Genomic DNA, 24,096 nt, shown 5'->3' on the forward strand with positions numbered 1-24,096 from the left:
TACTAGTTTCCGACGCGGAAACGGGTTACTGCGGTTGCCTTGACGCCGGCTTCTTCGAGGACCTGTGCAACAGTCTTCTTGGAATCCTTGGCGAATGCCTGGTCAACCAGAACTTCACCCTTGTAGAAGCCCGTAACGCGGCCTTCGACGATCTTCGGGAGAGCAGCTTCGGGCTTGCCTTCAGCCTTCGCGGTCTCTTCGGCGATACGGCGCTCGGACTCGACCAGTTCGGCCGGGACGTCTTCGCGGGTCAGGTAGTTCGGTGCCATTGCTGCAACGTGGACAGCGATGTCGTGTGCGGCGGTGGCAGCGGCTTCGCCTTCACCGTCGACAGCGAACAGGACGCCGACCTGGGCCGGGAGGTCCTTGGACGTCTTGTGCAGGTAGGCGTCAACCGTGGTGCCCTCAACGCGGGAGATGCGACGGACAACAACCTTTTCGCCGAGGACAGCGCCCTCTTCGACGACGACCTCGGACAACGGCTTGCCGTCGACTTCGGTTGCCAGCAGGGTTTCGAGGTCGGCTGCGCCGGACTCGACTGCAACGTTGAGGACCTTGTCGGCCAGCTGGATGAACTTGTCAGCCTTGGCAACGAAGTCGGTCTCGCAGTTGACTTCGATCATTACGCCAACGCCGCCGTTGACCTTGGCAGCAACCAGGCCCTCAGCCGTGGAACGGCCTTCGCGCTTGGTGGCACCCTTGAGGCCCTTGATGCGGATGATCTCGATGGCCTTCTCAGCGTCACCGTTGGCCTCGTCAAGAGCCTTCTTGACGTCCATCATGCCGGCGCCGGTGCGCTCGCGCAGGGCCTTGATGTCAGCAGCAGTGTAGTTCGCCATGTGAACCCCTCTGTCTAGAAATTTGTGTGTTTACGGACTGACAGGACGGCAGCCCACCGTGTGAGCCGCCATCCTGTCAGTTGCCCCCGACGCTGTCTCCAGCATCAGGGAAGGTCCAGATTTACTTGGCTTCGGCTTCGCCGGTTGCAGCTTCAGTTGCTTCCGGAGCTTCTGCTGCGGGAGCTTCTGCGGCCGGAGCCTCAGCTGCTGCTGCTTCTTCAGCCTTGCTGCCTTCGAGGAGCTCGCGCTCCCACTCGGCCAGCGGCTCTTCCGGAGCTTCGGTGGTACCGGTTGCGCGCTGGTTGCGGGCGATGAGGCCCTCAGCTACGGCGTCGGCAACAACGCGGGTGAGCAGGTTGACGGAGCGGATGGCGTCGTCGTTGCCCGGGATCGGGAAGTCGACTTCATCGGGATCGCAGTTGGTGTCCAGGATGGCAACAACCGGGATGTTCAGCTTCTTGGCTTCGTCAACAGCAAGGTGTTCCTTCTTGGTGTCAACAACCCACAGAACCGAGGGAGCCTTGGTCAGGTTGCGGATACCGCCGAGGTTGGACTCGAGCTTGGTGAGTTCACGCTTGAGGAGCAGGAGCTCCTTCTTGGTGTAAGCGGAGCCGGCGACGTCGTCGAAGTTGATCTCTTCGAGTTCCTTCATGCGCTGGATACGCTTGGCGACGGTCTGGAAGTTGGTGAGCATACCGCCCAACCAACGCTGGTTGACGTACGGCTGGCCAACACGGGTAGCCTGCTCGGCAATTGCTTCCTGAGCCTGCTTCTTGGTGCCGACGAACAGGACGGTGCCGCCGTGGGCGACAGTAGCCTTGACGAACTCGTAGGCGCGGTCGATGTAGGACAGCGACTGCTGAAGGTCGATGATGTAGATGCCGTTGCGTTCCGTGAAGATGAAGCGCTTCATCTTCGGGTTCCAACGACGGGTCTGGTGTCCAAAGTGGACGCCGCTGTCAAGCAGCTGGCGCATGGTTACGACGGGCATGCCGACGCTCCTTCCGGCAGGTCATTCATGAGAGAGCCCATGGGGCTGCTCTTACCCTGCCAATAGTTGACGGTTGTTTAGCCTCTGCCCGGACGGGCGCGGCTCCTGGCATCCATTGCGCTTCTCATCCGGCATGGAACCAAAGGCTCCTCCGGACCGCAAGAGGCACAATCCTCCGCAGCATGAAACCATGGGCTTCGCTGGAGGAGGGCTGGATACGCGTAGTCAGCCTGGCACCCCCACACATCTGAATGAGACATGTTCCTGAACAAGCTTGAGGGCACAGCAAACTGCTCCACCAAGTGTACTACAGCCATACCGCCCAACGGACCGCCCATCACCGGCAGTTGTCCACATACCGGCTCCCCGCGGTAGCCCCGGGATCACGCAAAGGGAAGGCTGGATCCATGTCCTTCCTGAAGCTGGCAGCCACCTTGATCCTTACCCTCAACATCACTCTCAGCATCCCGTCCGGGGCGGACGGCGCCCCGGACGCTCCCCAGGGAAGATGGAGCTGGCCGCTGTCCCCCAAGCCGTCCGTCCTGCGGACGTTTGATCCTCCGGACAAGCCGTGGCTGAGCGGACACCGCGGCGTGGATTTAGGCCCAAGGCCCGACGGCGGACAGGTCACCGCGCCGTCCGATGGCGTGGTGGCCTTCGCCGGCGTCGTGGTTGACCGCCCGGTCCTCACCATCGATCACGGCGACGGACTCAGGAGCAGTTTCGAACCCGTGGCCAGCAGCCTTAAGCAGGGCGACCACGTGGCCAAAGGGCAAACGGTCGGCACCCTGCAGTCGGGACACTGCGGAAGCACCACGTGCCTGCATTGGGGTGTTCGGCGCGGCGAGGAGTACCTCAATCCACTGGGCTTTGTGTCCGACCTGCGCCCATCAGTGTTGCTGCCGCTGGAGTGAGCCCCGCCGCGCCGTCCGCGGAGGTTCTAGACGATGGCAGAAACGCCCGTGATGGCCCGACCGGTCACCAGAGTGTTGATTTCGTGGGTGCCCTCGTAGGAGTAGATCGCCTCGGCATCGGAGAAGATCTTGGCCATGCCGTAGTCCGTCACGATGCCATTGCCGCCGAGGATACTGCGCCCCAGGGCGACACTTTCGCGCATGCGTGCAGTGGTGAAAGCCTTGGCCAGGGCGGACTGTTCGTCTTTGGCAACGCCCGCGTCCTCAAGCTGCGCAAGCCTGACCATCATGCCCATTGAGGCGACTGTGTTGCCCAGGATCTGCACCAACTGGTTCTGGACCAGCTGGAAGGCCGCCAACGGGCGCCCGAACTGCTGGCGCTCCACCGCGTAGCTGCGGGCAACGTCGAAGGCGGCCATCTGAAGTCCGACGGCCTGCCACGCCACAGCCAGGCGCGTGACCTTCAGGACCTTGTTGGTATCCCGGAAGCTGTTGCCGTTGGCCAGCTTGAAGAAGTCCGGCACCACCACGTTATCCAGGGTGATGTCCGCGTTCTGGACCGTGCGGAGGGAAATCTTGTTCTCGATCTTGCTGGCGGAATAGCCCGGCAGGGTGGTGTCCACCAGGAATGCTTTCACCTGGTTGTCGGCCACGTCCTTGGCATAGATGACCACCCAGTCCGAGAAGGTGGCATTGCCGATCCAGCGCTTTGCACCGTTGAGAATCCACGTGTCGCCTTCACGTCGTGCCGTCGTGCGGGTTCCGCCTGCAACATCGGAACCACCCAGCGGCTCGGTCAGCCCGAAAGCGCCGATCTTCTTCAGGGAGTAGATGTCCGGCAGCCACGCATCCTTTTGCTCCTGGGAGGCGAGGGCTTCAATGGAGCCCGTGAAGAGGCCGTCATGGACACCCATGAACGTGGCAATGGAAGCATCCGCTCGGGTCACTTCGGCATGGAGCATGCCGGCAAAGAGATTGGAGTATCCCTGGCGCCGAACCGGGCTTACGAGGTCCAGCTCGCCAAGCTTGGGAATGAGGTCCATGGGGAATTCGCCGCGGTTCCAGCAGTCCACTGCGATCGGAGTGACCTCGCGGGCAAGGAACTCCCGCACTTCGGCCAGACGGTCCTGCTCCTTGCCTGTCAGCAACTGCTCGAAGGCATAGAAGTCACCATCGGCGTAAGGAAGAGTGGTGGCGTCGAATGCGGTGTTGGACATGTTCGCTCCTTCAAGGGTGGTCACCTGCGACCACGTCAAGGTCCCGGAAGGACTGCACTGTGACCCGGGAGTCGGCAGGGCAGCCAAGTTACCGGCGGGCAATAAGTTACTGATCAGTAACTTACCGCATGACGCCACCTCCTGCAACGGTGCATGGTCCCGCTTGTCTAGGGCCGGCAACACAAAAAATCCCCCTTGCCGACTTTGAGTCGGCAAGGGGGATCTTCCGGTAGGGCTACTCGGACTTGAACCGAGGACCTTAGGATTATGAGTCCCGCGCTCTAACCAGCTGAGCTATAGCCCCGTAATGCCCGAACAGCCGCCGTCCAGCAGCCGTTCCGGGCAAAGCACTCTAGCAATACTAATAGCTAACGGGGAGTGCTTTGGTCACACCACCATGTCCTCATAGGACGCGCCCCGGTAAAGGTCCTCAAAGGTCTGCAGAGTGCCGTTAAGGCTGTGCGGCTCCACCATTTCGCGGCTCACCTTGCCCATGGCTTCCAGCTCGTCCTCGGGAAGCTGAACCAGTTTGGTGATTTTCGCGGCGAGTTCAGAGCTGTCGTTGGGGGTGAAGAGGTAGCCGTTTTCTCCGTCGCGGACCAGGTGCGGCAGCGCCATGGCATCGGCAAGCAGGACAGGGGTGGAAGCGGACATGGCTTCCAGCGTCACCAGGGACTGCAGTTCGGCCGTGCCGGGCATGCAGAAGATGTCGGCCTTGATGTAGGCCTCACGCAGGTCCTCGTCGCTCGCGAGCCCGAGGAATTTGACCCGGTCTCCCAGGCCAAGCCGGGCCACTTGGGCTTCCAAGGCCGGACGGACTTCTCCGCCGCCGACAATTTCAAGGTTGACGTTCAACTCCCGGGGAGTCTTGGCCACGGCGTCGATCAGCACATCGATGTGCTTCTCCTCCGCGAGGCGCCCAACGAAAAGCACGGTGGGATGGCTGTGCGGTTCAATGACTTCACCGGGCTGAAGCTCATACGCCGAAGAATCGATGCCGTTGGACAGCGGCAGGACTTTGCGCAGGAAGGCGTGCTGGTGCATCGCCTTGGCGGCCAGAGGCGTAGGGGTGGTGACAACGTCAGCCTGTCCCATGACCTTACCCATGTCCTTCCAGGAAATGCGGCCCACGATGTCCTTGAACCACTGCGGGAACGGCAGGAACGGGTTCAGGTTCTCCGGCATGAAGTGGTTGGTGGCAATGATCCTGATGCCGCGTTTGACGGCCTCATAAAGGACGTGTTCGCCGATCATGTAGTGGCTTTGGATGTGCACGACATCGGGCTGCACTTTGTCGAACAGGAGGCTGATTTCCTTCTTGATTTCCCATGGGAAGCAGATGCGGAAGTACTCATGGGTGAAAACGCCATGGGAGCGCAGCCGGTGCACGGTGGCCTCGTCGCGGAGTTCCGTGTAGCTCTTGCCCGAATCCGGACGGCAGGCCAACACGTGAACGTTGTGTCCGCGTGCCGTCATCCCCTTGGCCAGGCGGTAGCCGAACTGGGCAGCACCGTTGACATGCGGCGGGTAGGTGTCCGCGGCAATCAGGATGGTAAGGGGCTTGTTGGTGTCGGGAATGGTCACGTGGAGAACTCCTGATGGTCACGGTGCGGACAGCACTGCTTGTGGCAATGCTGCGGTGTCGCCGGGTTGCCGCCCGCAAAAGCGGTGGCGCAAGGTAAAGATCTGCCCTAGGCCTTCCGGCTGGCAGCCGCCTTCGCGTCCTTTTTGCGCTTGGTGACTTCCGGATGGTGCCTGCTTAGGGCAATAACCCCCACGATAGCAAGCGTAGCGGCCGCTGCCATGGCGATCGCCATCACGGCGTGGACATCGGGACGAAGCTCACCAAGGATGACGATGCCGATCGCAATGCCCACCATCGGGTCAATCACAGTCAATCCCGCGATCACGAGGTCCGGCGGTCCACCAGAGTACGCACTCTGGACAAACCAAGAACCCAGGCCACCTGCAGCAACGATGGCTATCAGCGTGTACCACTGGACGTTGAGCAGGAAGAGTCCGTTGGGATCGAGCAAGTGCTTGCCGATAATCCGGGTCAGTACGGCCACGAAACCGAACAGGACGCCTGCGCCCAGGATGTAAATGAAGGCGCTCATCCGGTGTTTGAACAAGACGGCCAGGGTGCCGAAAATACCGACGGCCAGGGCAAGGAGCAGCACGATCGTCAGCTCATCGTCACCGCTGACGTGGTGATTTTCCTGTGTGACGAACACGGCCAGCAATACAAACAGCGCGGAACCGGTGACACAGGCGCTGATCGCCACAACTGTTGCCCGGTTGATGCTCAGTCCTTGGTCTTTGGCATTGACCACCGTGGTGATGACCAGCGCAATGGCGCCGATCGGTTGCACCACCGTCAAGGGCGCAGACACCAATGCAATGGCATTCATCACCATGCCCAGGGCAAGGAACAGCAGGCCCAGCATCCAGCGCGGATTCCGCAGAAGCCGCAGGAAGCCATTGGAGCTCAGCGCCAGGCCGCCCGTATCGGCTTTCACCGCGCTCCCCTGCCGCTGGGCGCCGATGGCGAGGAAGAAGGCTCCAAGTACCGCCAGGCAAACCGCCAGCCAGACCATCAGCCGAGTCCGCCGTCGTCGGTTTTCAATTCTTTTCCTTTTCGCAGGATGGCCCAGAAGTAGTTGTATGCCGCAATCCAGTGGCCCACCAGGCCCAGGCCCAGGAACGTCCACGCCGCCACGAAATACACGTCAGTCAAGGGTATGGGCAGTTTGGACAGGACGAGCAATGGCGTGCCCACCAGCAGCAGGGCGGTGCGGATTTTCCCGACGATGCTCACGGGAAGATCCGGGTGGCTCCGGAAATAGATCAACGATGCGATCGCCAGGATCGCGTCAGGGACCAGAAGCGCCGCCAGATACCACCACTGCACGACGCCGGCAATCGCCAAAGTGAAAGCCACGGCCAGGAGGGCGGCCCGGTCGGCCATCGGATCCAGGATCCTGCCCAACTTGGAGGTCTGGTCGAACCGCCTGGCGATGTAGCCGTCCACCCAGTCCGTGCTGCCCATGACGACGAGCACCAGGACCGCGAACCCGTACTCCTGTTCGGAGAGCACGAGCCAGACAAAGAGAGGCACGCCCATGAAACGCAGGACGGTGAGGATATTGGGGACAGTGAAGATGAGGTCATGGTCGACCTGCGGACGATCCGGGTGCGAACCAGCACCGATCAGCCTCATGTGTCCCCCTTCCTCGTGTTCAGTATCCGGTGCTCAGAAACCTGCTATTTCTTCAGCAGCTTCCTCAGCGCAACCACGAAGACCACCGCGGCGGTGGCGAAAGCTGCAAGGTCTTTCCAGTGCGCGGCCATCCGCTCGCTGACGCTTTGGGGAACTGAATCGCCGAGGTCGGCGAACTTCGCGGCAGCGAATTCCTTGCCCTCCTGGAACCTGACGTTGGCGCTCTCGAGCAAGGCCTGGCCCTGCTTTTTGACGTCCAGCTGTTCACCCAGCTCATCGCGGACACCCGTCAGGTGTTCGCGGCGCCTCTTCAGGCGGGAGCGAAGCTCGGCTTCCGTGGGCGCCTTGACGGCATCGGCTTCCTTGGCAGCTTCCTTTGCTGCCTTTTCGGCCTTGGCCTTCTCAGCTGCGGCTTCCTTTTCGGCTTTGGCGGCCTTGGCGGCAGGCGAGTTCGGGTCGAGGATCGACTCGTCGAACGCTGAGCCTTCCTTGGCGATCCCGAGGTCATGCTTGATGCCCCGGATGGTGTCCTCGGGGACCAACGGCATGGCCTTCTTGAACTTGGCGATGCCGATCAGCGATGCGATGGCGACAACCACAAGGAAAAACGCTGAGACGAGCAGAGCCGCGAGCCAGCCGGGCAAGATGGTGGCCAGGCCCAGAATGGCTGCCACCACCAGTGCAATGACCAGCAGCGCCATGAAGACGAGGGCAACACCGAAAAAGGCGCCGGCCACGCCAAGCTGTGTGGCCTTGCGTTTGAGTTCCACCTTGGCAAGGGCGATCTCATCATTGATTTGCCGTGGGGCCAAGCGTGCAACGAGCTTGAGGGTCTTCGGCAAAGTACGAATGGCTGGTCCTTGACTGGTCCGGCCGGTGTGACGTCCACTCATGGGTTCCGCCTAACTGCTTCCTCTTGGCATCGTGTCGGGCGAACGCAGCGGAAAACTCCGCCGCGGACACCTGTCCTCAAAGCTATCATTCAGGTTCCTGCTGAACTTTCGGGGCCACGCTCCGGCGCGCCCGTCATAGCAGCAATAAATATGATCCGGGCCATAGGATAGATGATCGTGACCCCTCCCATTGCCCCGGGCGATTCCCTGAGCCGACGCGAAAAGCTTGTCTACATTCTCCTCCTGGGCGCCTTGACGGCCTTGGGTCCCTTCACCATCGATCTCTACCTCCCCGCGTTCCCGGCCCTGGAATCAAGTTTCAACGTCTCGGAAGCGGCAATCCAGCTCACCCTGACCGGAACAACCGTCGGCTTCGGCCTTGGCCAGTTGGTGGTGGGACCGTTCAGCGACAAGGTAGGCCGCAGGCTGCCGCTGATCCTGGCCACAGCCGTGCATATTGGCTCTTCCCTGGGCGCTGCGCTGGCAACCGACATCGGCATGCTTTCCGTTTTCCGTGTCCTCATGGGAATCGGGGCGGCCGGAGGTGGCGTGGTGGCCATGGCAATGGTCAGGGACCTTTTCCACGGCTACTCCATGGTGCGGATGTTCTCCCGCATGTCACTGGTCAACGGGCTCGCGCCCATCCTGGCTCCGGTGATCGGGTCACAACTGCTCCTTGTCTTTCCCTGGCCCGGGATTTTCTACTTCCTGGCGTGCTACGGCCTGCTGGTCATCATCGCCTCCATCTTCTTTATCCGGGAGACCTTGCCTGCCGAACAGCGCGGCAAGTCCACCGTGACGGTCGGACAGCGCTACAAGAAGGTACTTACGGACCGGATTTTCGTGGGCATGGTGCTGGTGGGCAGCCTCAACTTCGGCGGCCTGTTCGCCTATTTGTCCGCGTCCACCTTCCTCTTCCAGAAGGTCTACGGCTTCTCCCCCCAGGAATACGGCATCCTGTTCGGCATCAATTCATTGGGCATCGTGGCCGGTGTCCAGATCAGTTCCCGCTTGATCCGGCGCGTAGCCCCGCAGTGGATTGTGGCCGGAGCAACGCTGTTCATGTTGTGCATGTCCCTTGTGATCATCGTGCTTGATCTGTTCCACGTGGGGCTGTGGGGCACCTTGATTCCCCTGTGGTTCTACATCTGCGCCACCGGGTTCATGTTTCCGTGCGTCCAGGTGTTGTCCCTGGCCAACCACGGCGCACAAGCCGGCACGGCGGCCTCCCTCCTTGGCGCTTCACAGTTCATGATGGCGGGCATCGTTCCTCCGGTGGTCGGCTGGCTGGGGGTCACCTCCGCCGTCCCCATGGGAGCTGTGATGGCCGTCTGCATCACGGGTTCCATGACCGCACTTTGGTTGGTTGTGCGGCCACGGACCGTGCCCTCCATCCACTAGCTGCCATCCATCAACCGCACCGTAGGCTGTCACTATGACGAACAAACCGCACCGCAATGGCAGGGGCCTCTTTCTCGGTGCGATGCTGGGCGCGGTGGCCGGGGCACTCATCGGCCGCGCTGCAGGAAGCGCGGTTTTCGGCGCGTTGCTCGGTGCCGTGATCGGCGCCGCGGTTCTGTACCGGGTCAATCCTGGACCATGGAATCGTGACTAGGCAGGAATCGTGACCAGGCAGGAACCGTGACTAAGCGGCGGCTCTTGCCGACCCTCCGGCGTCGAACGTTTCAAAGCCTCCCCTAAAGCCCTGCCGCAGGGCAGAATGGTGGCCAGCCGGTGTTACCGGTGCCTAACCGGTGAAGGGGACATCACATGAGCACGGCGGTCGGATTTCGTGGCACCCTACGGGGCCTGGCAACCGTGCGGAGTTTGCCGCTGACGCTTGCCTTGGTGGTGGTCCTCTGGGTTTTGGCACTGGCGACGGGAAGCGTCCTTAACGGCCCTCCCGAAGCACTTCTGGAGCAGGTGGGGCTTGGCTTGGCCGTGGAACCCGGGCCGTGGTGGTCGGTCTTCACGTCAACGTTCTTCGGTTCCTCGCTTCTCGACTACCTGGCGTGCACCGCAGCGATCCTGCTGGGGGTCGGTATTGCCGAAAGGGTCATGGGCCCGTGGCTGGCCCTGGCTGCCTTCATCGCCGGCTCCGCCCTCAGCGCACTGGTGCTGGTCGCGCTGGTGGCTTTCGGTACCGACAACAGCGACCAATGGCTGAGCTTCCTCGGCGGGGAGTACGCGGTGGGCGCTTATGGCGGAGCCGCGGCTGCCCTGGGATTTTCGACGGCGGCACTTGACTCGCTGTGGCGGCGTCGCCTCCGGACGTGGTTGCTCGCTGCGGCACTGATGTTCGCCCTCTTCGTTGGAGTGGCCCAAACTTTGCAGGCCCTCGCCGGCGCAGTGATCGGAATCGTTGCCGGCTGGGCCGCACACTCCGTGGTCCTTCACAAGAGCGGCGGATCGTTCAATGCCTCCAGCCTCCGTGAGACGCGTTTCCTGGTCGGCACGGTGGTTGGCGTCTTCGCCCTGGGGCCCCTGTTGACCCAACTGACGGGTACCTGGGAGGTGGGCCCGCTCTCGGTGGTCTCCGAGGTCATGCTCCAGGCAAGCCCCGACGTCGATGAGGTTCAGGAGGCCTGCAGGAACGAAGCGAACTGCGTGGCCCTGCAAAACATCGTTGGTGTCCGGAGCTTTGGTGCGGCCATCCTGACGGTGATCCCTGTCCTGCTCTTGCTGGTCTGCGCCGAAGGCCTGCGACGCGGTCGCCGCCTGGCTTATCGGCTGACACTGATCATCCAGGTGTATCTGGCTGCGGTGACCGTCCTGGCGATTGTCCAATACATCAGCGACCCGGATGTCACCATGGGCGACGACGATTTCGGCTACCTCCTCCTGTACGTGGTCCCCGCGCTCCTGGCGCCAATCATCATCGTGGCACTGCTGCTGGCAAACCGGCACAGGTTCAGGGTGGAGTCCAGCGACGCCGGATACCGCGCCCTCGGCCGGGCTGCCTTGATCCTGGCCGTGACTTCAGTGGCCCTCTACGTGGCGTTCTGGTTCCTGGAGGGCAACCCGGGCCAGTCAACCCTGTGGGACCTCGCCGGACAGCTGACGCACATCCTGGTGCCCTTCCCGGTCCCGTTCGTTGTGGCGCTGCCCCAGGGACTGCTGAGCACTGTGCTGTACGGCCTGGGAGGAGACGTCATCTGGCTTCTCATCCTGGTCCTGGTCCTCAACAACTTCCGCCGCTTCAGGATGATCGCCACCGACCCTGCTGCCGATCTCGGCCACACCCGCGAGCTGCTGCACCAGGGCGGTGGCACCTTGTCCTGGATGGCATTGTGGGACAACAACCAGTACTGGTTCACTCCGGACAGGAAGGCCGGCGTCGCCTACCAGGTCCACAACGGGGTGGCGTTGACCGTTGCCGGTCCCTACGGCGATGCCGGCCACCATGACGAGGCAGCGCTTGGTTTTGTGGCGCACTGTTCCGCATTGGGATTGGTCCCGTGTTTCTATTCCGCCGACTCCGGGCTGGATGGCCCGCTACTCCCCTACGGCTTCAGGAAACTGGAGGTCGCGGAGGAAACACTTCTCAACGTCCAGGCAATGACATTCAAGGGCAAAGAGTGGCAGAACGTCCGCACTGCGCTGAACCGCGCTGAGAAGCTGTCCATCAAGGACCTCTGGTACCACTACGGCAGCATGCCGCCGGGCATCAGGGCCCAACTGGCTGAGATTTCCGAGGAGTGGGTGGCTGACAAGGCCCTACCCGAGATGGGATTCACCTTAGGCGGCTTGAACGAACTCAAGGATCCCGAAGTTCTCTGCTGCGTGGCGGTGGACGACGACGGCCTGGTCCACGGGGTGACCAGCTGGCTTCCCGTTTTCAGCAACGGCGAAATCTCCGGTTGGACCCTCGACTTCATGAGGCGCCGCACAACAGGCTTCAAGGGCGTCATGGAATTCCTGATCGCCTCAGCCGTGACGCACTTCAAGGAGCAAGTTCCGCAGATCTCCCTCTCAGGCTCTCCATTGGCCAATGCGGGGACCGGAGGCGCGGAAGGTGACCGAAGCACCCTGGACCGCGTCCTGGCCCTGTTGGGAAATGCCCTGGAGCCGATGTACGGCTTCAAATCATTGGCTGCCTTCAAGTCCAGGTTCCAACCCGAGCACCGGACCTTGTACATGTACTACCAGGACCCCCTGGCCTTGCCATCGATCGGACTGGCGGTCGGCTCGGCCTACCTGCCCGGGCTCTCGCCCGCACAAAGCGCTGGTTTGTTGAGGCAGATGGTGGCCCGGGAGCCTGCCGCATGACCGGTCATCCGGCGGCGCGTCCATGAACGATGTCCTGAAACTCGAAATCAGCAGCCCGGTAGTCCTGACGATCGCCGGGATCATCGCCGTCGGGTTCTTCCTGGTGCTCTTCCTCCGGCCGTCTGCCCGCTGGGTCCTCACGGCGATGAGCGCCATTGTGGTGGCAGGGCTGGTGGGGTGGTTCACCGTGTGGATCGTGGAGGACGTGCTGGACGTCTTTCACGTGGGACTGACCCCGCGGGTATGGTTCTGGTCGATCAGCTGCTTCGCCGCTTTGGGGTTGGTCGCGGTGAGTTTTCTCCACAGCGCGCGCTGGCGGAAGGTGGTGGCCATCATCTCGGTCCCCGTCTTCGCCACTGTCTCCGCCCTGCAAATCAACGCCGAGTTCGGACTGAACAACACCCTGGGTTCGGCCCTGGGGATCTCAACCGAGGACGTCATTGAACTGAACAAGCCGGACCCGGATGCGTCCATTCCGGCCGGACCCTTGTGGCAGCACTGGACTCCGCCCGCCAACATGCCCTCGAAAGGCAAGGTGGGGACCCAAGTCATCCCGGCCACGGTGTCGGGTTTCGACGCGCGCCCGGCCGGTATCTACCTTCCACCGGCTGCCCTGACTGCCAATCCACCGAGGCTTCCCCTGTTCGTCCTCATGATGGGCCAGCCGGGCCTCCCCGATCCGCAGTACGTCTCCGCCGCCCTCGACGAGTTCGCTGCAAAAAACAATGGACTGGCCCCCATTGCGATCGTCGCCGACCAGATCGGCCCGGACCAGGATGACACCCTGTGCCTGGACACCCCCAAGTACGGAAACGTCGAGAAGTACATCAACCAGGACGTGGTGAACTGGGCCAGGGACAACTTGAGCATCCTTCCGGACAGGGACCACTGGACCATCGCCGGCTATTCCAACGGCGGCCAATGCGCCATCTCCTTCGCCGTCAAGTACCCCGGAATGTGGGGCAACGTGGTGGACATCTCAGGCGAGGAGTTCCCCGGCGCAGAGGACCCCGCGGAGAACCTGGCCGGGATCTTTGGCGGTAACCAGGCCGCCTACGATGCCCAAAAGCCCATCAACATCATGAAGGGCAAACAGTTCCCCGACACCACTGCCGTGTTCACTGCCGGCTCCGACGACCCCACCTACGTGGCCGCCGCGAAAGCCGTGTCCGCGGCGGCGCAAGCGTCCGGAATGAAAGTGACCTACTACGAGGTACCCAACGGCGGACACGTGGGCCTGGCATTGAACGCAGGCCTGGAGAAGGGCTTCGAAGTGCTGTACCCACGCCTGGGCCTGTCCCGCTAGAAGCTCTTTTCGCGGCCACCCACCGGCGATAAAGTTGAGATGTGCCACATTGGCAAGAGCTGAACCCGTTACCGGCACCGTGGCAGCGCAAGGATGACCGCATCCTCCCGCTGTGGTGGGAGCGCCTGTGCTCGGTGACCAGTCCGCCGTCGGCCGCTTTGTACGCGGGTGGACTCTTCACGGACGACCGGCGACGGCCCATAGCCCAGTGGTACAACCCCGAAACGGATGCCGCACTGTTGGTCGCTCCGGAGACCTCGCCGGAGTGGCCGGTCCAAAGGTTCGGGATTTTCTATGCCCCTCCGGGCGGCGGTTTCACGAGAGTCTACTCGGCGCCGCATGAGTGGCATCCGCGTGAGCCCAGGACCCCTCCCACCGAGCAGGACTCGTTCATAGCGGCTGTGGCGGAAGCCGCGCGCTTCCTCCAGGTGGAGATGGATTTCGTTTAAAAAGCAGACCCCGCACCAGCCATTAGGCGGGTACGGGGCCCTTGTGCTCCTCCGACTGGACTTGAACCAGTAACCCTTCGATTAACAGTCGAATGCTCTGCCAATTGAGCTACGGAGGAATGAAGCGGTTATGACTTTAGCAAAGGTTTTACCGGATGTGAAATCGGTCGGCGATACCCCCTGGGGGTATAAAAATACCCCCGCTCCGGCGAACCGGAACGGGGGTATTGTGCGCTCCTCCGACTGGACTTGAACCAGTAACCCTTCGATTAACAGTCGAATGCTCTGCCAATTGAGCTACGGAGGAATGAAGCGGTTACTAGCTTAACAGGGGGCTGCCGGAAAACGAAATCGAGGATCTCAGCCGTCCGAGCGCAGCGCCCGGCGTTCCATTTCGAGCTGCATCAACTCACGGTTCAGCCGCTGGAATTCCTCAGGCTGGGAGGCGGCGTCGAGCCGTTGGAGCTGCCCCATCTTGTCGGCCTTGATGCGGGTGATCTGAAGCTCGAAGAGTCGGGCCAGGATATCCCGGCAATACCGTTGCATAGCTTCCGGGGTGCTGGCGGGCAGTGGTGTCACAGCAAGTTCGGACACCAGATTGCGCAGGGGTTCGGGTACTTCCTGCCGGATCTGCTCCACCCATGACACCGGGTCTGCCGTATGGCCGAGCCCAGTGGCGCGGATCGCCGCATGGACGGCAGCATAGGCCGGCGTGGCGAACATCGTAGCCGCAAAGCGGTCCCACGCCACTCCACCGAGCACTGCGGGATCCTGAAGCACCACCTCGAGTGCTTGGCGTTCCATCCCCGCTACGGGGTCGCGGGGGTTGGGACGGTTGAACACCGGACCGCCCGACGGCGGTGCTGCCGCGGCCGCTGCTTGCTCGCCGCTGCCTGCAGCGTTGCTGCCGCTTGTCCCCCGTTTAGCGGCCGCGCCGACGTATCGGCTGACTTCCTCGATGGGCATGCCCAGCCAGCCGGCAAGGTTCCGCGTGTACTCGGGCCTTGTGGCTGAGTCCCTGATCTGCGCCACCACCGGAGAAGCCTCACGGAGCGCTGCTACGCGGCCTTCCACGGTGTCCAGGTTGTGCCGACGCAGGGTGGCCCTGATGGCGAATTCGAAGAGCGGTTTCCGGGTGCCGATGAGCTCGCGCACAGCGGCATCACCTTTGAGCTGGCGAAGGTCACAGGGATCGGCACCGGAAGGCTCCACAGCCACGTAGGTCTGGGCCGTGAACCGCTGGTCCTCCTCGAACGCCCTGAGAGCGGCCTTCTGGCCGGCAGCATCACCGTCGAAGGTGAAAATGACCTCTCCCCCGCTGCCGTCGTCGGAAAGCAGCCGCCGGGCCACCTTGATGTGTTCTGTACCGAAGGCTGTACCGCAGGTGGCTACCGCCGTCGTGACCCCTGCAAGGTGGCAGGCCATCACGTCCGTGTACCCCTCCACCACTACCAGCTGGCGCTCCTTGGCGATGTTCCGTTTGGCGAGGTCGATGCCGTAGAGGACCTGGGATTTCTTGTAGAGCGTGGTCTCCGGGGTGTTCAGGTATTTGGGGCCTTGGTCGTCTTCGTAGAGCTTGCGCGCGCCAAAACCGATGGTGTCCCCCGCGATGTCCCGGATGGGCCAGATCAGCCGGCCGCGGAAACGGTCGTAGATGCCGCGATTGCCTTCTGAAAACATTCCAGTGAGCTTCAACTCAGCATCCGTGAAGCCGCGTCCGCGCAGGTGCTTCAACAACGCGTCCCAGCCTTGTGGCGCGTATCCCACTCCGAAGTGTTCGGCGGCAGCACGGTCGAACCCGCGGCCATCCAGGAAGTTACGGCCTTCCGCCGCTCCGGGGGTCAGAAGCTGTGCGCGGAAGAACTCATCGGCGATCTTGTGGGCGTCCAGCAGGCGCTGGCGCTTGCCCACTTCCTCGCGGCTGGGACCCGTCCCGCCGTCTTCGTACCGCAGCTCGTAACCGATCCTGGCCGCGAGCTTTTCCACGGCTTCGTGGAAGGAACTGTGATCCATCTTCTGGACGAAGGAAATGGCGTCGCCATCCTCGCCGCAACCGAAGCAGTGGTACCTGCCCACCTGCGGGCGGACGGTGAAGGAGGGAGAACGTTCGTCGTGGAAGGGGCACAGGCCTTTGAAACTGCCCAGTCCGGCACCTTTGAGTGTGACGTATCCGTCAACGACTTCCTTGATGTCCGTGCGCTGGCGTACTTCGTCGATATCTTCACGTTTGATCAGGCCAGCCACGTGTCCATCCTAGTCGCATCGACCAAACCGCCCGGCTCCCGGGCGCGCCTCACCAAAGCGACGGGAGGCTGCCCACCAGACGCTCGTACATGGCCAGGGCAGAGACATCCGTCAAGGACGCCACCTGGTCGATGACGACGCGCAGGCGGGCACCGTCGTCGACGGCGTCCCTCCAGTCAGCGGCGAACATCGGCTCCAGGTGGCGGTCGCCTGTGGCGTTCAAGACGCCCACGAGCGCGTGCAGCACTTCGCGTTGGCGTTCGTAGACAGGCTGCCGGTGGTCCGTGGAGATGACGAAGGTGGTGGCCAATCCCTTGAGCACCGCGATCTCCGTCACGGTCTCCTCGGGGACCATGAGCTCGGCGTCATAACGGGTGAGGTTGGCCGGTCCGAAATGCGCCCGCGTTGTTTCCATGGCACTCTGGCAGAACCTGCCGATCAACTGGCTGGTCATGTCCTTCAGCGCCGCCATCGACTTGCGGCTGCCGTCAGCTTCCCGGACCCAGACCTTGGTGGCCTCGAGCCGGGCCAGGGCAGCATCAATTTCGGCGGGGTCGTTGTGCGGGAGGTACCACTGCTTGGTGTAGCCCACCACCCGCGCCCGGTGGTCAGGGTTCTCCATCCACTTCAGCTGGAAGTGGCCGGCAACGATCGCATCTTCCACGTCGTGCACCGAGTACGAGATGTCATCGGCCAGGTCCATCACCTGCGCCTCGATGCAGGAGCGGTTGCCGGGCGCGCCCTCGCGCAGCCACTCAAATACGGGAAGGTCGTCTTCGTACGCGCCGAACTTGCTGGTGCGGTGGCCATGGATCACGGGGGCGTCGACGGCGGACCACGGGTATTTGGAGGCGGCGTCCAGGCTCGCGCGGGTCAGGTTGAGCCCTGCCGGCCTGCCGTCCGCAGCGAGCACCTTGGGTTCGAGGCGGGTCAGCAACCGAAGCGTCTGGGCGTTGCCTTCGAAACCGCCGATCGTGTGAGCCACTTCGTTCAATGCGGATTCGCCGTTGTGGCCGAAGGGAGGGTGGCCAAGATCGTGGCTCAGGCAAGCGGTGTCCACGACATCGGGATCGCAACCCAGCGAACGGCCCAGTTCGCGGCCTACCTGCGCTACCTCGAGGCTGTGCGTGAGCCGGGTGCGGACAAAGTCATCGGTATCCGGGGCCACGACCTGTGTTTTGGCGCCCAGGCGTCGCAGCGCGGAGGAATGCAGGACCCTGGCGCGGTCCCGTTCAAAGTCGGAGCGGTAGTTGCTCTTGCGCGGCTCTTCAACCCACCGGGCAGAGTCTGCCTCGGCGTATCCGGGGATGGCCAGCACAAAATCGTGGCTTGCTGCATCGTGGCCAAGCATTGCTTCGGTTCCCATGGGTATCTGCCTCCTTCAAGCGCCGGGGTGTGGAGCTTCTTGAGCCAGTCTTACACGTGTGAGGCTAACCGCCCGAAACGTCCAGCTCCGCTGCCGAGATATCCGCGCTCTGTTCAGCGTTCAGCTGACGGCTGTCCAGCCAGTCCTTGGGCAGCGCCGGCTTTTTCGGGGATCCGGCACGCCCCCGGGGGCCTTCGGAATCGACGCCCGGATAAGGAAGATCCATGTCCAGTTCGTCGAGCAATTCCCGCAGGACCTCCAGGGTGGGCACTGTGGCAAGTTTCGCCCGCAGCTCCCCGCCCACCACGTAGCCCTTGAAGTACCAGGCCATGTGCTTGCGGATCTCGCGGAGAGCCTTGTATTCGTCGTTCCCGAAGGTCTCCACCATCAGTTCCGCGTGACGGTAGACGCCCTCGGCAACCTCGCGCAGCCCGGGCCGGTGCCGCTGGTCGCTGCCTTCGAAAGCAGCCTGGAGATCGCCGAACAGCCAGGGACGGCCCTGGCACCCACGGCCCACGACAACACCGTCGACGCCGGTTTCGCGCACCATCCGGACAGCGTCTTCAGCGGACCAGATATCGCCGTTGCCGAGCACCGGGATGTCCGGCAGGGCTTCGCGGAGGCGGGCGATCGCGGACCAGTCGGCCTGGCCGGAATAGAACTGTGCAGCCGTCCGGCCATGGAGCGCCACTGCGGCGACTCCGGAGTCACGGGCGATGCGTCCTGCCTCCAGGTAGGTCAGGTGGTCATCGTCGATGCCTTTGCGCATCTTGATGGTCAGCGGGATTCCGCCCTTGGAGGCTTCCTTGACCGCGGTCTGCACGATCGAGGTGAAGAGGTCGATCTTCCACGGCAGCGCGGACCCTCCCCCGCGGCGGGTGACCTTGGGGACGGGGCAGCCGAAGTTGAGGTCGATGTGGTCGGCGCGGTCCTCGTCCACGAGCATCCGCACCGCTGCGCCTACGGTTACGGGGTCCACGCCATAGAGCTGGACGGATCGGACTTTTTCGTCCTCGTCATGGGAGATGATGCGCAGCGATTCCGGCGTCCGCTCCACCAAGGCACGCGAGGTCACCATCTCGGCCACGTACAAGCCGCCACCGTATTCACGGCAGAGCCTGCGGAAGGCGGAGTTGGTGATTCCGGCCATCGGCGCAAGGATTACCGGGGTGTCCACGGTAATCCCGCCGAGCTTCAGGGGCGGGAGCTCAAGCTTTGGTGCGGGAGGCGTTGCTACTACAGTCACCTATCCATTGTTGCAAAGCAGGGCAAATCGGGGGCGCAGGCCCTCACAGAAGCCACCCGTTCTCATGTGCCAGGCGCACGGCTTCCGCCCGCGTCCGGCCGCCGGTCTTGGCCATCGCCGCTGAGAGATAGTTCCGTACCGTGCCCTCCGAGAGCATCGCCGCTTTGGCAATGTCCGCCACCGTACCGCCGTCGGATGCAGCCTTCAGCACCTCGACCTCCCGCTCGGTCAGCGGACTGTCACCGGAGGTCAGAGACTCCGCGGCGAGCATCGGGTCCACCACGCGGAGCCCGCTGTGCACGCGACGCACGGCTTCGGCCAGCTGCCGCGCAGGCGTGTCTTTGACCACGAACCCGGAGGCTCCGGCCTGCATGGCCCTCCTGAGATAACCCGGCCTGCCGAACGTCGTGACCATCAGGACGCGGCACGTCGGCACCGCACGGCGGACTGCCGCGGCAGCGCTGATGCCATCCAGACCGGGCATCTCGACGTCGAGCATCGCCACGTCGGCGGCATGCTCCAGCACGGCCGACACAACGCCTGTGCCGTCCGCCAGCTCCGCCACCACCTCGATGTCCTCTTCAAGCCCCAGAAGGGCGGCAAGGGCACCGCGCACCAGCGCCTGGTCGTCCGCGATCACCAACCGGATGGTCATACGTCAATAGCCAATCTGAACCCTCCCAGGTCGCTCGCACCTATGTTTACTGTGCCACCGGCACTGGCCACTCTCTCCCGAAGCCCCGCCAGCCCGTTGCCGCCCGCTGCCGGACCAGGCCCCACGCCGTCGTCCTCCACCAGAACCGTCGACGCCGTCAACCGGACCCGGCAGCGCCCGGCACCGGAATGCCGCACAACGTTCGTCACGCCCTCGCGTAGTACCCAGCCGAACAGCTCACGGTGCTTGGCGGGCACCTGCTCCACCGTCCCCGGAAGATCAGCGTCGATACCCGCCGATTCCAGCGCCGTCCGGGCCGCCGCGAGTTCTGCCAGGACATTGACCCCGCGGTAGCCGGCAACGGTGGCCCGGACATCTGCGAGCGCACCACGCGCCAGCTCCTGGACTTCCACGATTTCCGCTGAGGCTTTGTCCTTGGCCGGTCCGCCGGGTGCCTGCTCCAACAGCCGGGCAGCCAACTCGGCTTTGACCGCTATGACAGTGAGGGAATGCCCCAGGATGTCGTGCATGTCCCTGGCCACGCGGCTGCGTTCGGCGGCGACGGCGGCATCCGCCAGTTCAGTCTGGGCGGTCCGGAGTTCAACGGTCTGGCGGATCAGGCGCGCAAACGAGGACATCATGAATCCCAGGGACAGGATGAGGGCCGGTTGGAAGAAAGCCTGTCCAGGGTTGCCGCCGGCGAGTTCCGACGCAAGTGAAATTCCCGAAAGCGCCACGATCACAGCGAAGTCGACGCGCGGCGGAAGTGTGGTCATTCCAATGGCGCACGCCAGGAAAGGCCACGTCCACAGCGCTTCCCTGCCCACCAGAAGGATCACCAGGCCGTTGAGTGCCAGCAGGATCGCGAGGCACAGCAGGCCGGTCCGACTGTCCCGTACCCGGCTGAACATCGGCAAAACGGCATAGGCGGCGAAGAAGGCCACCAACGACGCCGAGGCCAGTACCTTCCAGCCTGCCGGTTCGTCCACGGACCACACGAGGTTCCAGGTGGGCCACGCCCAGAGGACAATGGAAAAGCCGGCGCCGATGAACCATTTGCGGGGTCCGGGACCGCGGAGGGCATCCCCCAGGGACTGGCTGCTCATGGATCCCACCTTAGCCACGCCGGAGCAACTCAGACGCGGCTGGTGTCGCGGCGGAAGGCCATGGCGGCGCCGCCGACGAAGATGGCGAGCCAGACCAGGACGTTGAGAATCCACAAGACGTCGAACTCACCGGTGATGGGGCTGCGCGCCAGCTGACCGATCCCGTAGGCGGGCGTGAATTTGGCGATGGTCCCGAAGGTATCGCCCATGATTTCGATCGGCATGAAAAGGCCTCCCAGCATGGCAAGGATCGCCAGGGCCGGTCCAAGGATCTGCATGACATTCTGGCTGGGCATGAGGTACCCCACGAAAAGTCCCAGGGCGGCGAACACCAGGGAACCCAACCAGGCCACCAGCCCGGCGGTCAGCCACGTCTGCGCGTCCATGGTCACTCCGGCGATGGCTCCGATCACGAACTGGGCGATCACAGCCACCAGCGACAGGGTCAGCGCCGCAGCTGCCTTGATGGCGATATACGCCCCGGGCAGCAGGGGCGTGAGGCGCAGCTGCCGGCTCCATCCCTGGGCACGTTCGACCGCCACCTGGCTGCCGGCTCCCGTGGCGGCCGTCATGGCTGCGTACACGGTCAGGCTGATCAGGATGTACTGGCCGTAACTGTGGCCGTTGGGCAATTGCTGGTCTTTGTTGGACAGCCCGAAAATGAAGAAGAAGATCGCGGGCATGAGCACGGTGAAGACGATGGTCCGGCGGTTCCGGAGCATCCGCTTGATTTCGATCCACAGGAACGTCGTGTTGACACCGCCGGCGGAGGGCTTGCGGTCCTGCATTGCTGTCGACTGGCTCATGCCCGCTCCCCTTCCAAAGCAGTGGGGGCTGAGGTATACGTGGGGGCTGTTGGATCCGTGGGGGTTGAGCTATCCGTGGGGGTTGTGGCCGTCCCGGCTTCGTCCGCGGTGAGGGTCACAAAGGCCTCCTCAAGGTTGTTCGCAACCACTTCAAGGTCGTGGGCTCCTGTTTTGGTGAGCAGGAACCGGACTACGGAATCCGAGTCGGAGGTGCGGACGGTGACGCGGCCGCCGTCGAACTCCACATGGTCTGCCGGCGGCAATCCTGCCAGCAGCGCGCGGTCACCGGCCGGCAGCGAAGCCCGTACTGTCCTCCCGGACGCCAGGTTCTTGATCTGCGCTGCCGTGCCGTCAGCAACCACCGTCCCTTGGCGGACCAGCACAATCCTGTCTGCGTAGGCGTCGGCCTCCTCGAGGTAGTGGGTGGCGAAGATGACGGTGCGACCCCTCGACGCGTCGTCGCGGATGGCGGACCAGAAGTCCCGGCGCCCCGCAACGTCCATGCCCGTGGTTGGCTCATCCAGGATCAGCAGGCCGGGGTCCGAGACCAAAGCCATGGCGAAGCGAAGACGTTGCTGTTGGCCGCCGGAGCACTTTTCAACCCGGCGGTCGGCGATGTCCAGGATTCCCGCGCGGGTCAGGACTTCATCCACGGGCCGTGCCGAATCAAACATCGCGGCCGTGAGCTGCACGGTTTCCCGGACGCTGATGTCGCGCAGCAAACCCCCGGTCTGCATGACGGCGGCCACCTGTCCGCGGGAAATGGCTCCCCTGGGACTATGGCCGAAAATGGACACCTCGCCGGCATCCGGGGTGCTCAGGCCCAGGATCATGTCGATGGTGGTGGTCTTTCCCGCACCATTGGGGCCCAGGAAAGCCACGACCTCCCCCTGCTGAACCGTCAGGTCCAGGCCGCGCACCGCCTGCACTTTTCCGAAGCTCTTATGAAGTCCGGCGGCGCGAACCGCAGGAACACCCGGTGTTGTCATTGCTCTCCCTGGAATAGGTCTGGTGTACCCATTCAAGCCGGAGGAGCATCCACACACCCGTAGCGGGTGTCACCTGTTCGGGATGACAAATGTCATCGGGCTAGTCGCTGCCCCGGCGTTCGGCTTCGCGCTGCGCCCGGCGACTCCCGGGCCGCGCCGGCCCGTCCCCGGCACCCGGGCGGGTACCGGCGTCGTTCCTTTCGTCCTTCTCGGAACCGGCCACGACGGCGGCAGCGGCCAGCGCGCCGGTGTCGTCAAGGTCGTCCGGACTGACGGCGATCCCCGCGGCGGCAAGGCGCTTCATCCCGGTGGCCTTGACCACCAGTACGGCGATGAGGGTAGTGACCGGGATGGCAAGGACGAGGCCGATGGAGCCCACCAGGGTCCGGATGACTTCTTCCGACAGTTCGGCGCTGGTCAGGGCCTCGGCCAAGGGGCGGTCGTACAGCATCACAATGATCAGAATGGGAAGGGCGGCACCCGCATACGCAAAGGCGATGGTGTAGACCGTGGACGCAATGTGGTCCCGGCCAATCCGCATCGCAGAGGAAAACAGCTTGCGGGCGCTGGTGTTCGGCGCCAGCTCATAGAGTTCCCAAACGGCCGAGGACTGGGTGATGGTGACGTCATTGAGGACACCGAGGCCGGAAATAATCAAACCGCACAGGATAATCCCGGAGATCGATATCTGCGGTGACATGTTCACCAACGTTGAAGCGTCGTGGTTTCCTACGCCCGCCAGGTTTGCTGCATCCGTGGCCCAGGCGGCCAGCAGGGCGGTGATTCCCAGGCCGAAGATGGTTCCCAGCAACGCTGTGGACGTTCTCGCCGAGAACCCGTGGGCAAAGTAGAGGACCCCGATCATGATCACCGTGGACCCCACGAGCGCCAGCAGGAGCGGTGGCTTGCCCTCCACCAGACCGGGCAGGATGAAGCTGACCAGGACGAAGTAGGCCCCCACCAGGCCCAGCAGGGCACGGAAGCCGCGCCAACGGGCAACAGCGATCACCACCACCGCGTACAGCACCGCCAGGGCGGCTATGGGGATGTTGCGGAGAAAATCAACGAAGACGTACGCCGGGGCGCCGTTGCCTGCACTGCTTCCTTGGACGCCGGAAAGGTTCAGGTAGCGGATGGAGTCGCCGACATCCACCCCGTGGGACATCGCAACGTCAGGGTTGATGACCACCTTGACCGCCTCGCCGCCCTTGTCCGGAACGGTGTAGGCGAACGTGCACTGGGACCCGCCGGATTGGTTGGACTGGCTGTTGCCGGGCTGGCTGCTGTTCGGTTGGCTGCTGTTCGTTTGACCCGTCTGCGAGCAGCTCTCCACCACCACGCTCTGGATTTTGCCGGTATCGAAAGTGACCCCCGGGGCAGCCTGGTAGGGACTGGAAAAGTTGATTCCCTCCCGGCTGCCCGACGGCCACATAAGCAACATCGCCACGAGAGTGAGCACACCCAACGGCACCAGGACGGCCGCCAGCAGCCAGTTGGCCCGTTTACGGGAAGCGATCGCCTGCGGAGTTGGTTCCGAACCCTCGGAATGACCGTGGGAGTGACTGTGACCCATCAGCTGCAAAACC

General features: G+C 63.3%; 21 protein-coding genes and 3 tRNA genes. 6 read left to right on the forward strand and 18 right to left on the reverse strand.

From position 1 onward, the window contains the following. Window positions 1–2: 2 nt before the first annotated feature. Both tsf and rpsB read right to left on the reverse strand, forming a co-directional pair. On the reverse strand, window positions 3–839 hold the full coding sequence (tsf, locus tag PV760_RS02700) for a translation elongation factor Ts (RefSeq protein ID WP_018777484.1): 837 nt from the start codon (window positions 837–839) through the stop codon (window positions 3–5). A 121-nt stretch (window positions 840–960) separates the two neighbouring features. Continuing rightward, window positions 961–1,830: a 30S ribosomal protein S2 gene (rpsB, locus tag PV760_RS02705; RefSeq protein ID WP_018777483.1), complete on the reverse strand. Its 870-nt coding sequence runs from the start codon at window positions 1,828–1,830 to the stop codon at window positions 961–963. A 407-nt stretch (window positions 1,831–2,237) separates the two neighbouring features. On the opposite strand from rpsB, the gene PV760_RS02710 reads away from it, so the two are divergent. After that, window positions 2,238–2,744, forward strand: a complete 507-nt coding sequence (locus tag PV760_RS02710; protein ID WP_018777482.1) for a M23 family metallopeptidase — start codon at window positions 2,238–2,240, stop codon at window positions 2,742–2,744. A gap of 26 nt (window positions 2,745–2,770) precedes the next feature. Here PV760_RS02710 and PV760_RS02715 read toward each other — a convergent pair whose 3' ends face one another. The 6 genes from PV760_RS02715 to PV760_RS02740 form a co-directional block, all read right to left on the reverse strand. Further along, the gene (locus PV760_RS02715; RefSeq protein WP_018777481.1) at window positions 2,771–3,961 is read right to left on the reverse strand and encodes an acyl-CoA dehydrogenase family protein; all 1,191 of its coding nucleotides are present in this window, start codon (window positions 3,959–3,961) and stop codon (window positions 2,771–2,773) included. Window positions 3,962–4,191: 230 nt separating this feature from the next. After that, window positions 4,192–4,265, reverse strand: a tRNA-Ile gene (locus PV760_RS02720). 83 nt (window positions 4,266–4,348) lie between these two features. Continuing rightward, window positions 4,349–5,545, reverse strand: coding sequence for a glycosyltransferase (locus PV760_RS02725; protein ID WP_354627097.1), 1,197 nt, complete (start codon window positions 5,543–5,545; stop codon window positions 4,349–4,351). 107 nt (window positions 5,546–5,652) lie between these two features. After that, complete coding sequence (locus PV760_RS02730) at window positions 5,653–6,558, reverse strand: DMT family transporter (protein ID WP_039240471.1); 906 nt, start codon at window positions 6,556–6,558, stop codon at window positions 5,653–5,655. Continuing rightward, window positions 6,558–7,181 carry a CDP-alcohol phosphatidyltransferase family protein gene (locus PV760_RS02735; RefSeq protein WP_055975112.1) on the reverse strand — a complete coding sequence of 208 codons (624 nt, stop codon included), beginning with the start codon at window positions 7,179–7,181 and terminating at the stop codon, window positions 6,558–6,560. Before PV760_RS02735 ends, PV760_RS02730 begins: the two co-directional genes overlap by 1 nt. A 44-nt stretch (window positions 7,182–7,225) precedes the next feature. Continuing rightward, a complete protein-coding gene (locus PV760_RS02740; RefSeq protein ID WP_354627098.1) occupies window positions 7,226–8,074 on the reverse strand; it encodes a phage holin family protein in 849 nt (282 codons plus the stop codon). Between the two features lie 171 nt (window positions 8,075–8,245). Here PV760_RS02740 and PV760_RS02745 point away from each other — a divergent pair, with 171 nt between their 5' ends. The 5 genes from PV760_RS02745 to PV760_RS02765 all read left to right on the forward strand — a co-directional run bounded on the left by PV760_RS02745 (window position 8,246) and on the right by PV760_RS02765 (window position 14,098). After that, entirely contained in the window at window positions 8,246–9,475 is a 1,230-nt protein-coding gene (locus PV760_RS02745; protein WP_055975106.1) for a multidrug effflux MFS transporter, read from the forward strand. Between the two features lie 34 nt (window positions 9,476–9,509). Beyond that, complete coding sequence (locus PV760_RS02750) at window positions 9,510–9,689, forward strand: YMGG-like glycine zipper-containing protein (RefSeq protein WP_018777475.1); 180 nt, start codon at window positions 9,510–9,512, stop codon at window positions 9,687–9,689. A 155-nt stretch (window positions 9,690–9,844) separates the two neighbouring features. Beyond that, window positions 9,845–12,343, forward strand: a complete 2,499-nt coding sequence (locus PV760_RS02755; protein WP_018777474.1) for a bifunctional lysylphosphatidylglycerol flippase/synthetase MprF — start codon at window positions 9,845–9,847, stop codon at window positions 12,341–12,343. Between the two features lie 22 nt (window positions 12,344–12,365). Next, window positions 12,366–13,649: an alpha/beta hydrolase gene (locus PV760_RS02760; RefSeq protein WP_354627099.1), complete on the forward strand. Its 1,284-nt coding sequence runs from the start codon at window positions 12,366–12,368 to the stop codon at window positions 13,647–13,649. Window positions 13,650–13,690: 41 nt separating this feature from the next. Beyond that, window positions 13,691–14,098, forward strand: coding sequence for a hypothetical protein (locus tag PV760_RS02765; protein ID WP_354627100.1), 408 nt, complete (start codon window positions 13,691–13,693; stop codon window positions 14,096–14,098). Window positions 14,099–14,144: 46 nt separating this feature from the next. Here the strand turns inward: PV760_RS02765 and PV760_RS02770 are convergent. From PV760_RS02770 to PV760_RS02815, 10 genes are all read right to left on the reverse strand, one after another. Then, window positions 14,145–14,217, reverse strand: a tRNA-Asn gene (locus PV760_RS02770). Window positions 14,218–14,332: 115 nt separating this feature from the next. Then, window positions 14,333–14,405, reverse strand: a tRNA-Asn gene (locus tag PV760_RS02775). 53 nt (window positions 14,406–14,458) lie between these two features. Continuing rightward, window positions 14,459–16,342, reverse strand: coding sequence for a DNA primase (gene dnaG / locus PV760_RS02780; protein ID WP_079581019.1), 1,884 nt, complete (start codon window positions 16,340–16,342; stop codon window positions 14,459–14,461). A gap of 49 nt (window positions 16,343–16,391) precedes the next feature. Further along, entirely contained in the window at window positions 16,392–17,708 is a 1,317-nt protein-coding gene (locus PV760_RS02785) for a deoxyguanosinetriphosphate triphosphohydrolase (protein ID WP_018777470.1), read from the reverse strand. 64 nt (window positions 17,709–17,772) lie between these two features. Next, window positions 17,773–18,954: a tRNA dihydrouridine synthase DusB gene (gene dusB / locus PV760_RS02790; RefSeq protein ID WP_018777469.1), complete on the reverse strand. Its 1,182-nt coding sequence runs from the start codon at window positions 18,952–18,954 to the stop codon at window positions 17,773–17,775. Between the two features lie 43 nt (window positions 18,955–18,997). Next, entirely contained in the window at window positions 18,998–19,609 is a 612-nt protein-coding gene (locus PV760_RS02795) for a response regulator transcription factor (RefSeq protein ID WP_039240462.1), read from the reverse strand. Next, a complete protein-coding gene (locus PV760_RS02800; RefSeq protein WP_354627101.1) occupies window positions 19,606–20,715 on the reverse strand; it encodes a sensor histidine kinase in 1,110 nt (369 codons plus the stop codon). The genes PV760_RS02795 and PV760_RS02800 overlap by 4 nt, the downstream gene beginning before the upstream one ends. A gap of 29 nt (window positions 20,716–20,744) precedes the next feature. Further along, entirely contained in the window at window positions 20,745–21,521 is a 777-nt protein-coding gene (locus PV760_RS02805; protein WP_035733434.1) for an ABC transporter permease, read from the reverse strand. Next, entirely contained in the window at window positions 21,518–22,510 is a 993-nt protein-coding gene (locus PV760_RS02810; RefSeq protein WP_354627102.1) for an ABC transporter ATP-binding protein, read from the reverse strand. The genes PV760_RS02805 and PV760_RS02810 overlap by 4 nt, the downstream gene beginning before the upstream one ends. A 100-nt stretch (window positions 22,511–22,610) precedes the next feature. Continuing rightward, window positions 22,611–24,083: a YibE/F family protein gene (locus PV760_RS02815; protein ID WP_354627103.1), complete on the reverse strand. Its 1,473-nt coding sequence runs from the start codon at window positions 24,081–24,083 to the stop codon at window positions 22,611–22,613. Window positions 24,084–24,096 lie beyond the last annotated feature (13 nt).

It is taken from the genome of Paenarthrobacter sp. CC6, assembly GCF_040560085.1.
GTDB lineage: Bacteria > Actinomycetota > Actinomycetes > Actinomycetales > Micrococcaceae > Arthrobacter > Arthrobacter nicotinovorans.

Coding starts and splice junctions, on each gene's coding strand:
- tsf (WP_018777484.1), bottom strand. CDS start 839: ATGGCGAACTACACTGCTGCTGACATCAAGGCCCTGCGCGAGCGCACC.
- PV760_RS02750 (WP_018777475.1), top strand. CDS start 9,510: ATGACGAACAAACCGCACCGCAATGGCAGGGGCCTCTTTCTCGGTGCG.
- rpsB (WP_018777483.1), bottom strand. CDS start 1,830: ATGCCCGTCGTAACCATGCGCCAGCTGCTTGACAGCGGCGTCCACTTT.
- PV760_RS02805 (WP_035733434.1), bottom strand. CDS start 21,521: ATGAGCCAGTCGACAGCAATGCAGGACCGCAAGCCCTCCGCCGGCGGT.
- PV760_RS02730 (WP_039240471.1), bottom strand. CDS start 6,558: ATGGTCTGGCTGGCGGTTTGCCTGGCGGTACTTGGAGCCTTCTTCCTC.
- PV760_RS02745 (WP_055975106.1), top strand. CDS start 8,246: ATGATCGTGACCCCTCCCATTGCCCCGGGCGATTCCCTGAGCCGACGC.
- PV760_RS02800 (WP_354627101.1), bottom strand. CDS start 20,715: ATGAGCAGCCAGTCCCTGGGGGATGCCCTCCGCGGTCCCGGACCCCGC.
- PV760_RS02760 (WP_354627099.1), top strand. CDS start 12,366: ATGAACGATGTCCTGAAACTCGAAATCAGCAGCCCGGTAGTCCTGACG.
- PV760_RS02755 (WP_018777474.1), top strand. CDS start 9,845: ATGAGCACGGCGGTCGGATTTCGTGGCACCCTACGGGGCCTGGCAACC.
- PV760_RS02735 (WP_055975112.1), bottom strand. CDS start 7,181: ATGAGGCTGATCGGTGCTGGTTCGCACCCGGATCGTCCGCAGGTCGAC.
- PV760_RS02795 (WP_039240462.1), bottom strand. CDS start 19,609: ATGACCATCCGGTTGGTGATCGCGGACGACCAGGCGCTGGTGCGCGGT.
- PV760_RS02710 (WP_018777482.1), top strand. CDS start 2,238: ATGTCCTTCCTGAAGCTGGCAGCCACCTTGATCCTTACCCTCAACATC.
- PV760_RS02810 (WP_354627102.1), bottom strand. CDS start 22,510: ATGACAACACCGGGTGTTCCTGCGGTTCGCGCCGCCGGACTTCATAAG.
- PV760_RS02740 (WP_354627098.1), bottom strand. CDS start 8,074: ATGAGTGGACGTCACACCGGCCGGACCAGTCAAGGACCAGCCATTCGT.
- PV760_RS02715 (WP_018777481.1), bottom strand. CDS start 3,961: ATGTCCAACACCGCATTCGACGCCACCACTCTTCCTTACGCCGATGGT.
- PV760_RS02785 (WP_018777470.1), bottom strand. CDS start 17,708: ATGGGAACCGAAGCAATGCTTGGCCACGATGCAGCAAGCCACGATTTT.
- PV760_RS02815 (WP_354627103.1), bottom strand. CDS start 24,083: ATGGGTCACAGTCACTCCCACGGTCATTCCGAGGGTTCGGAACCAACT.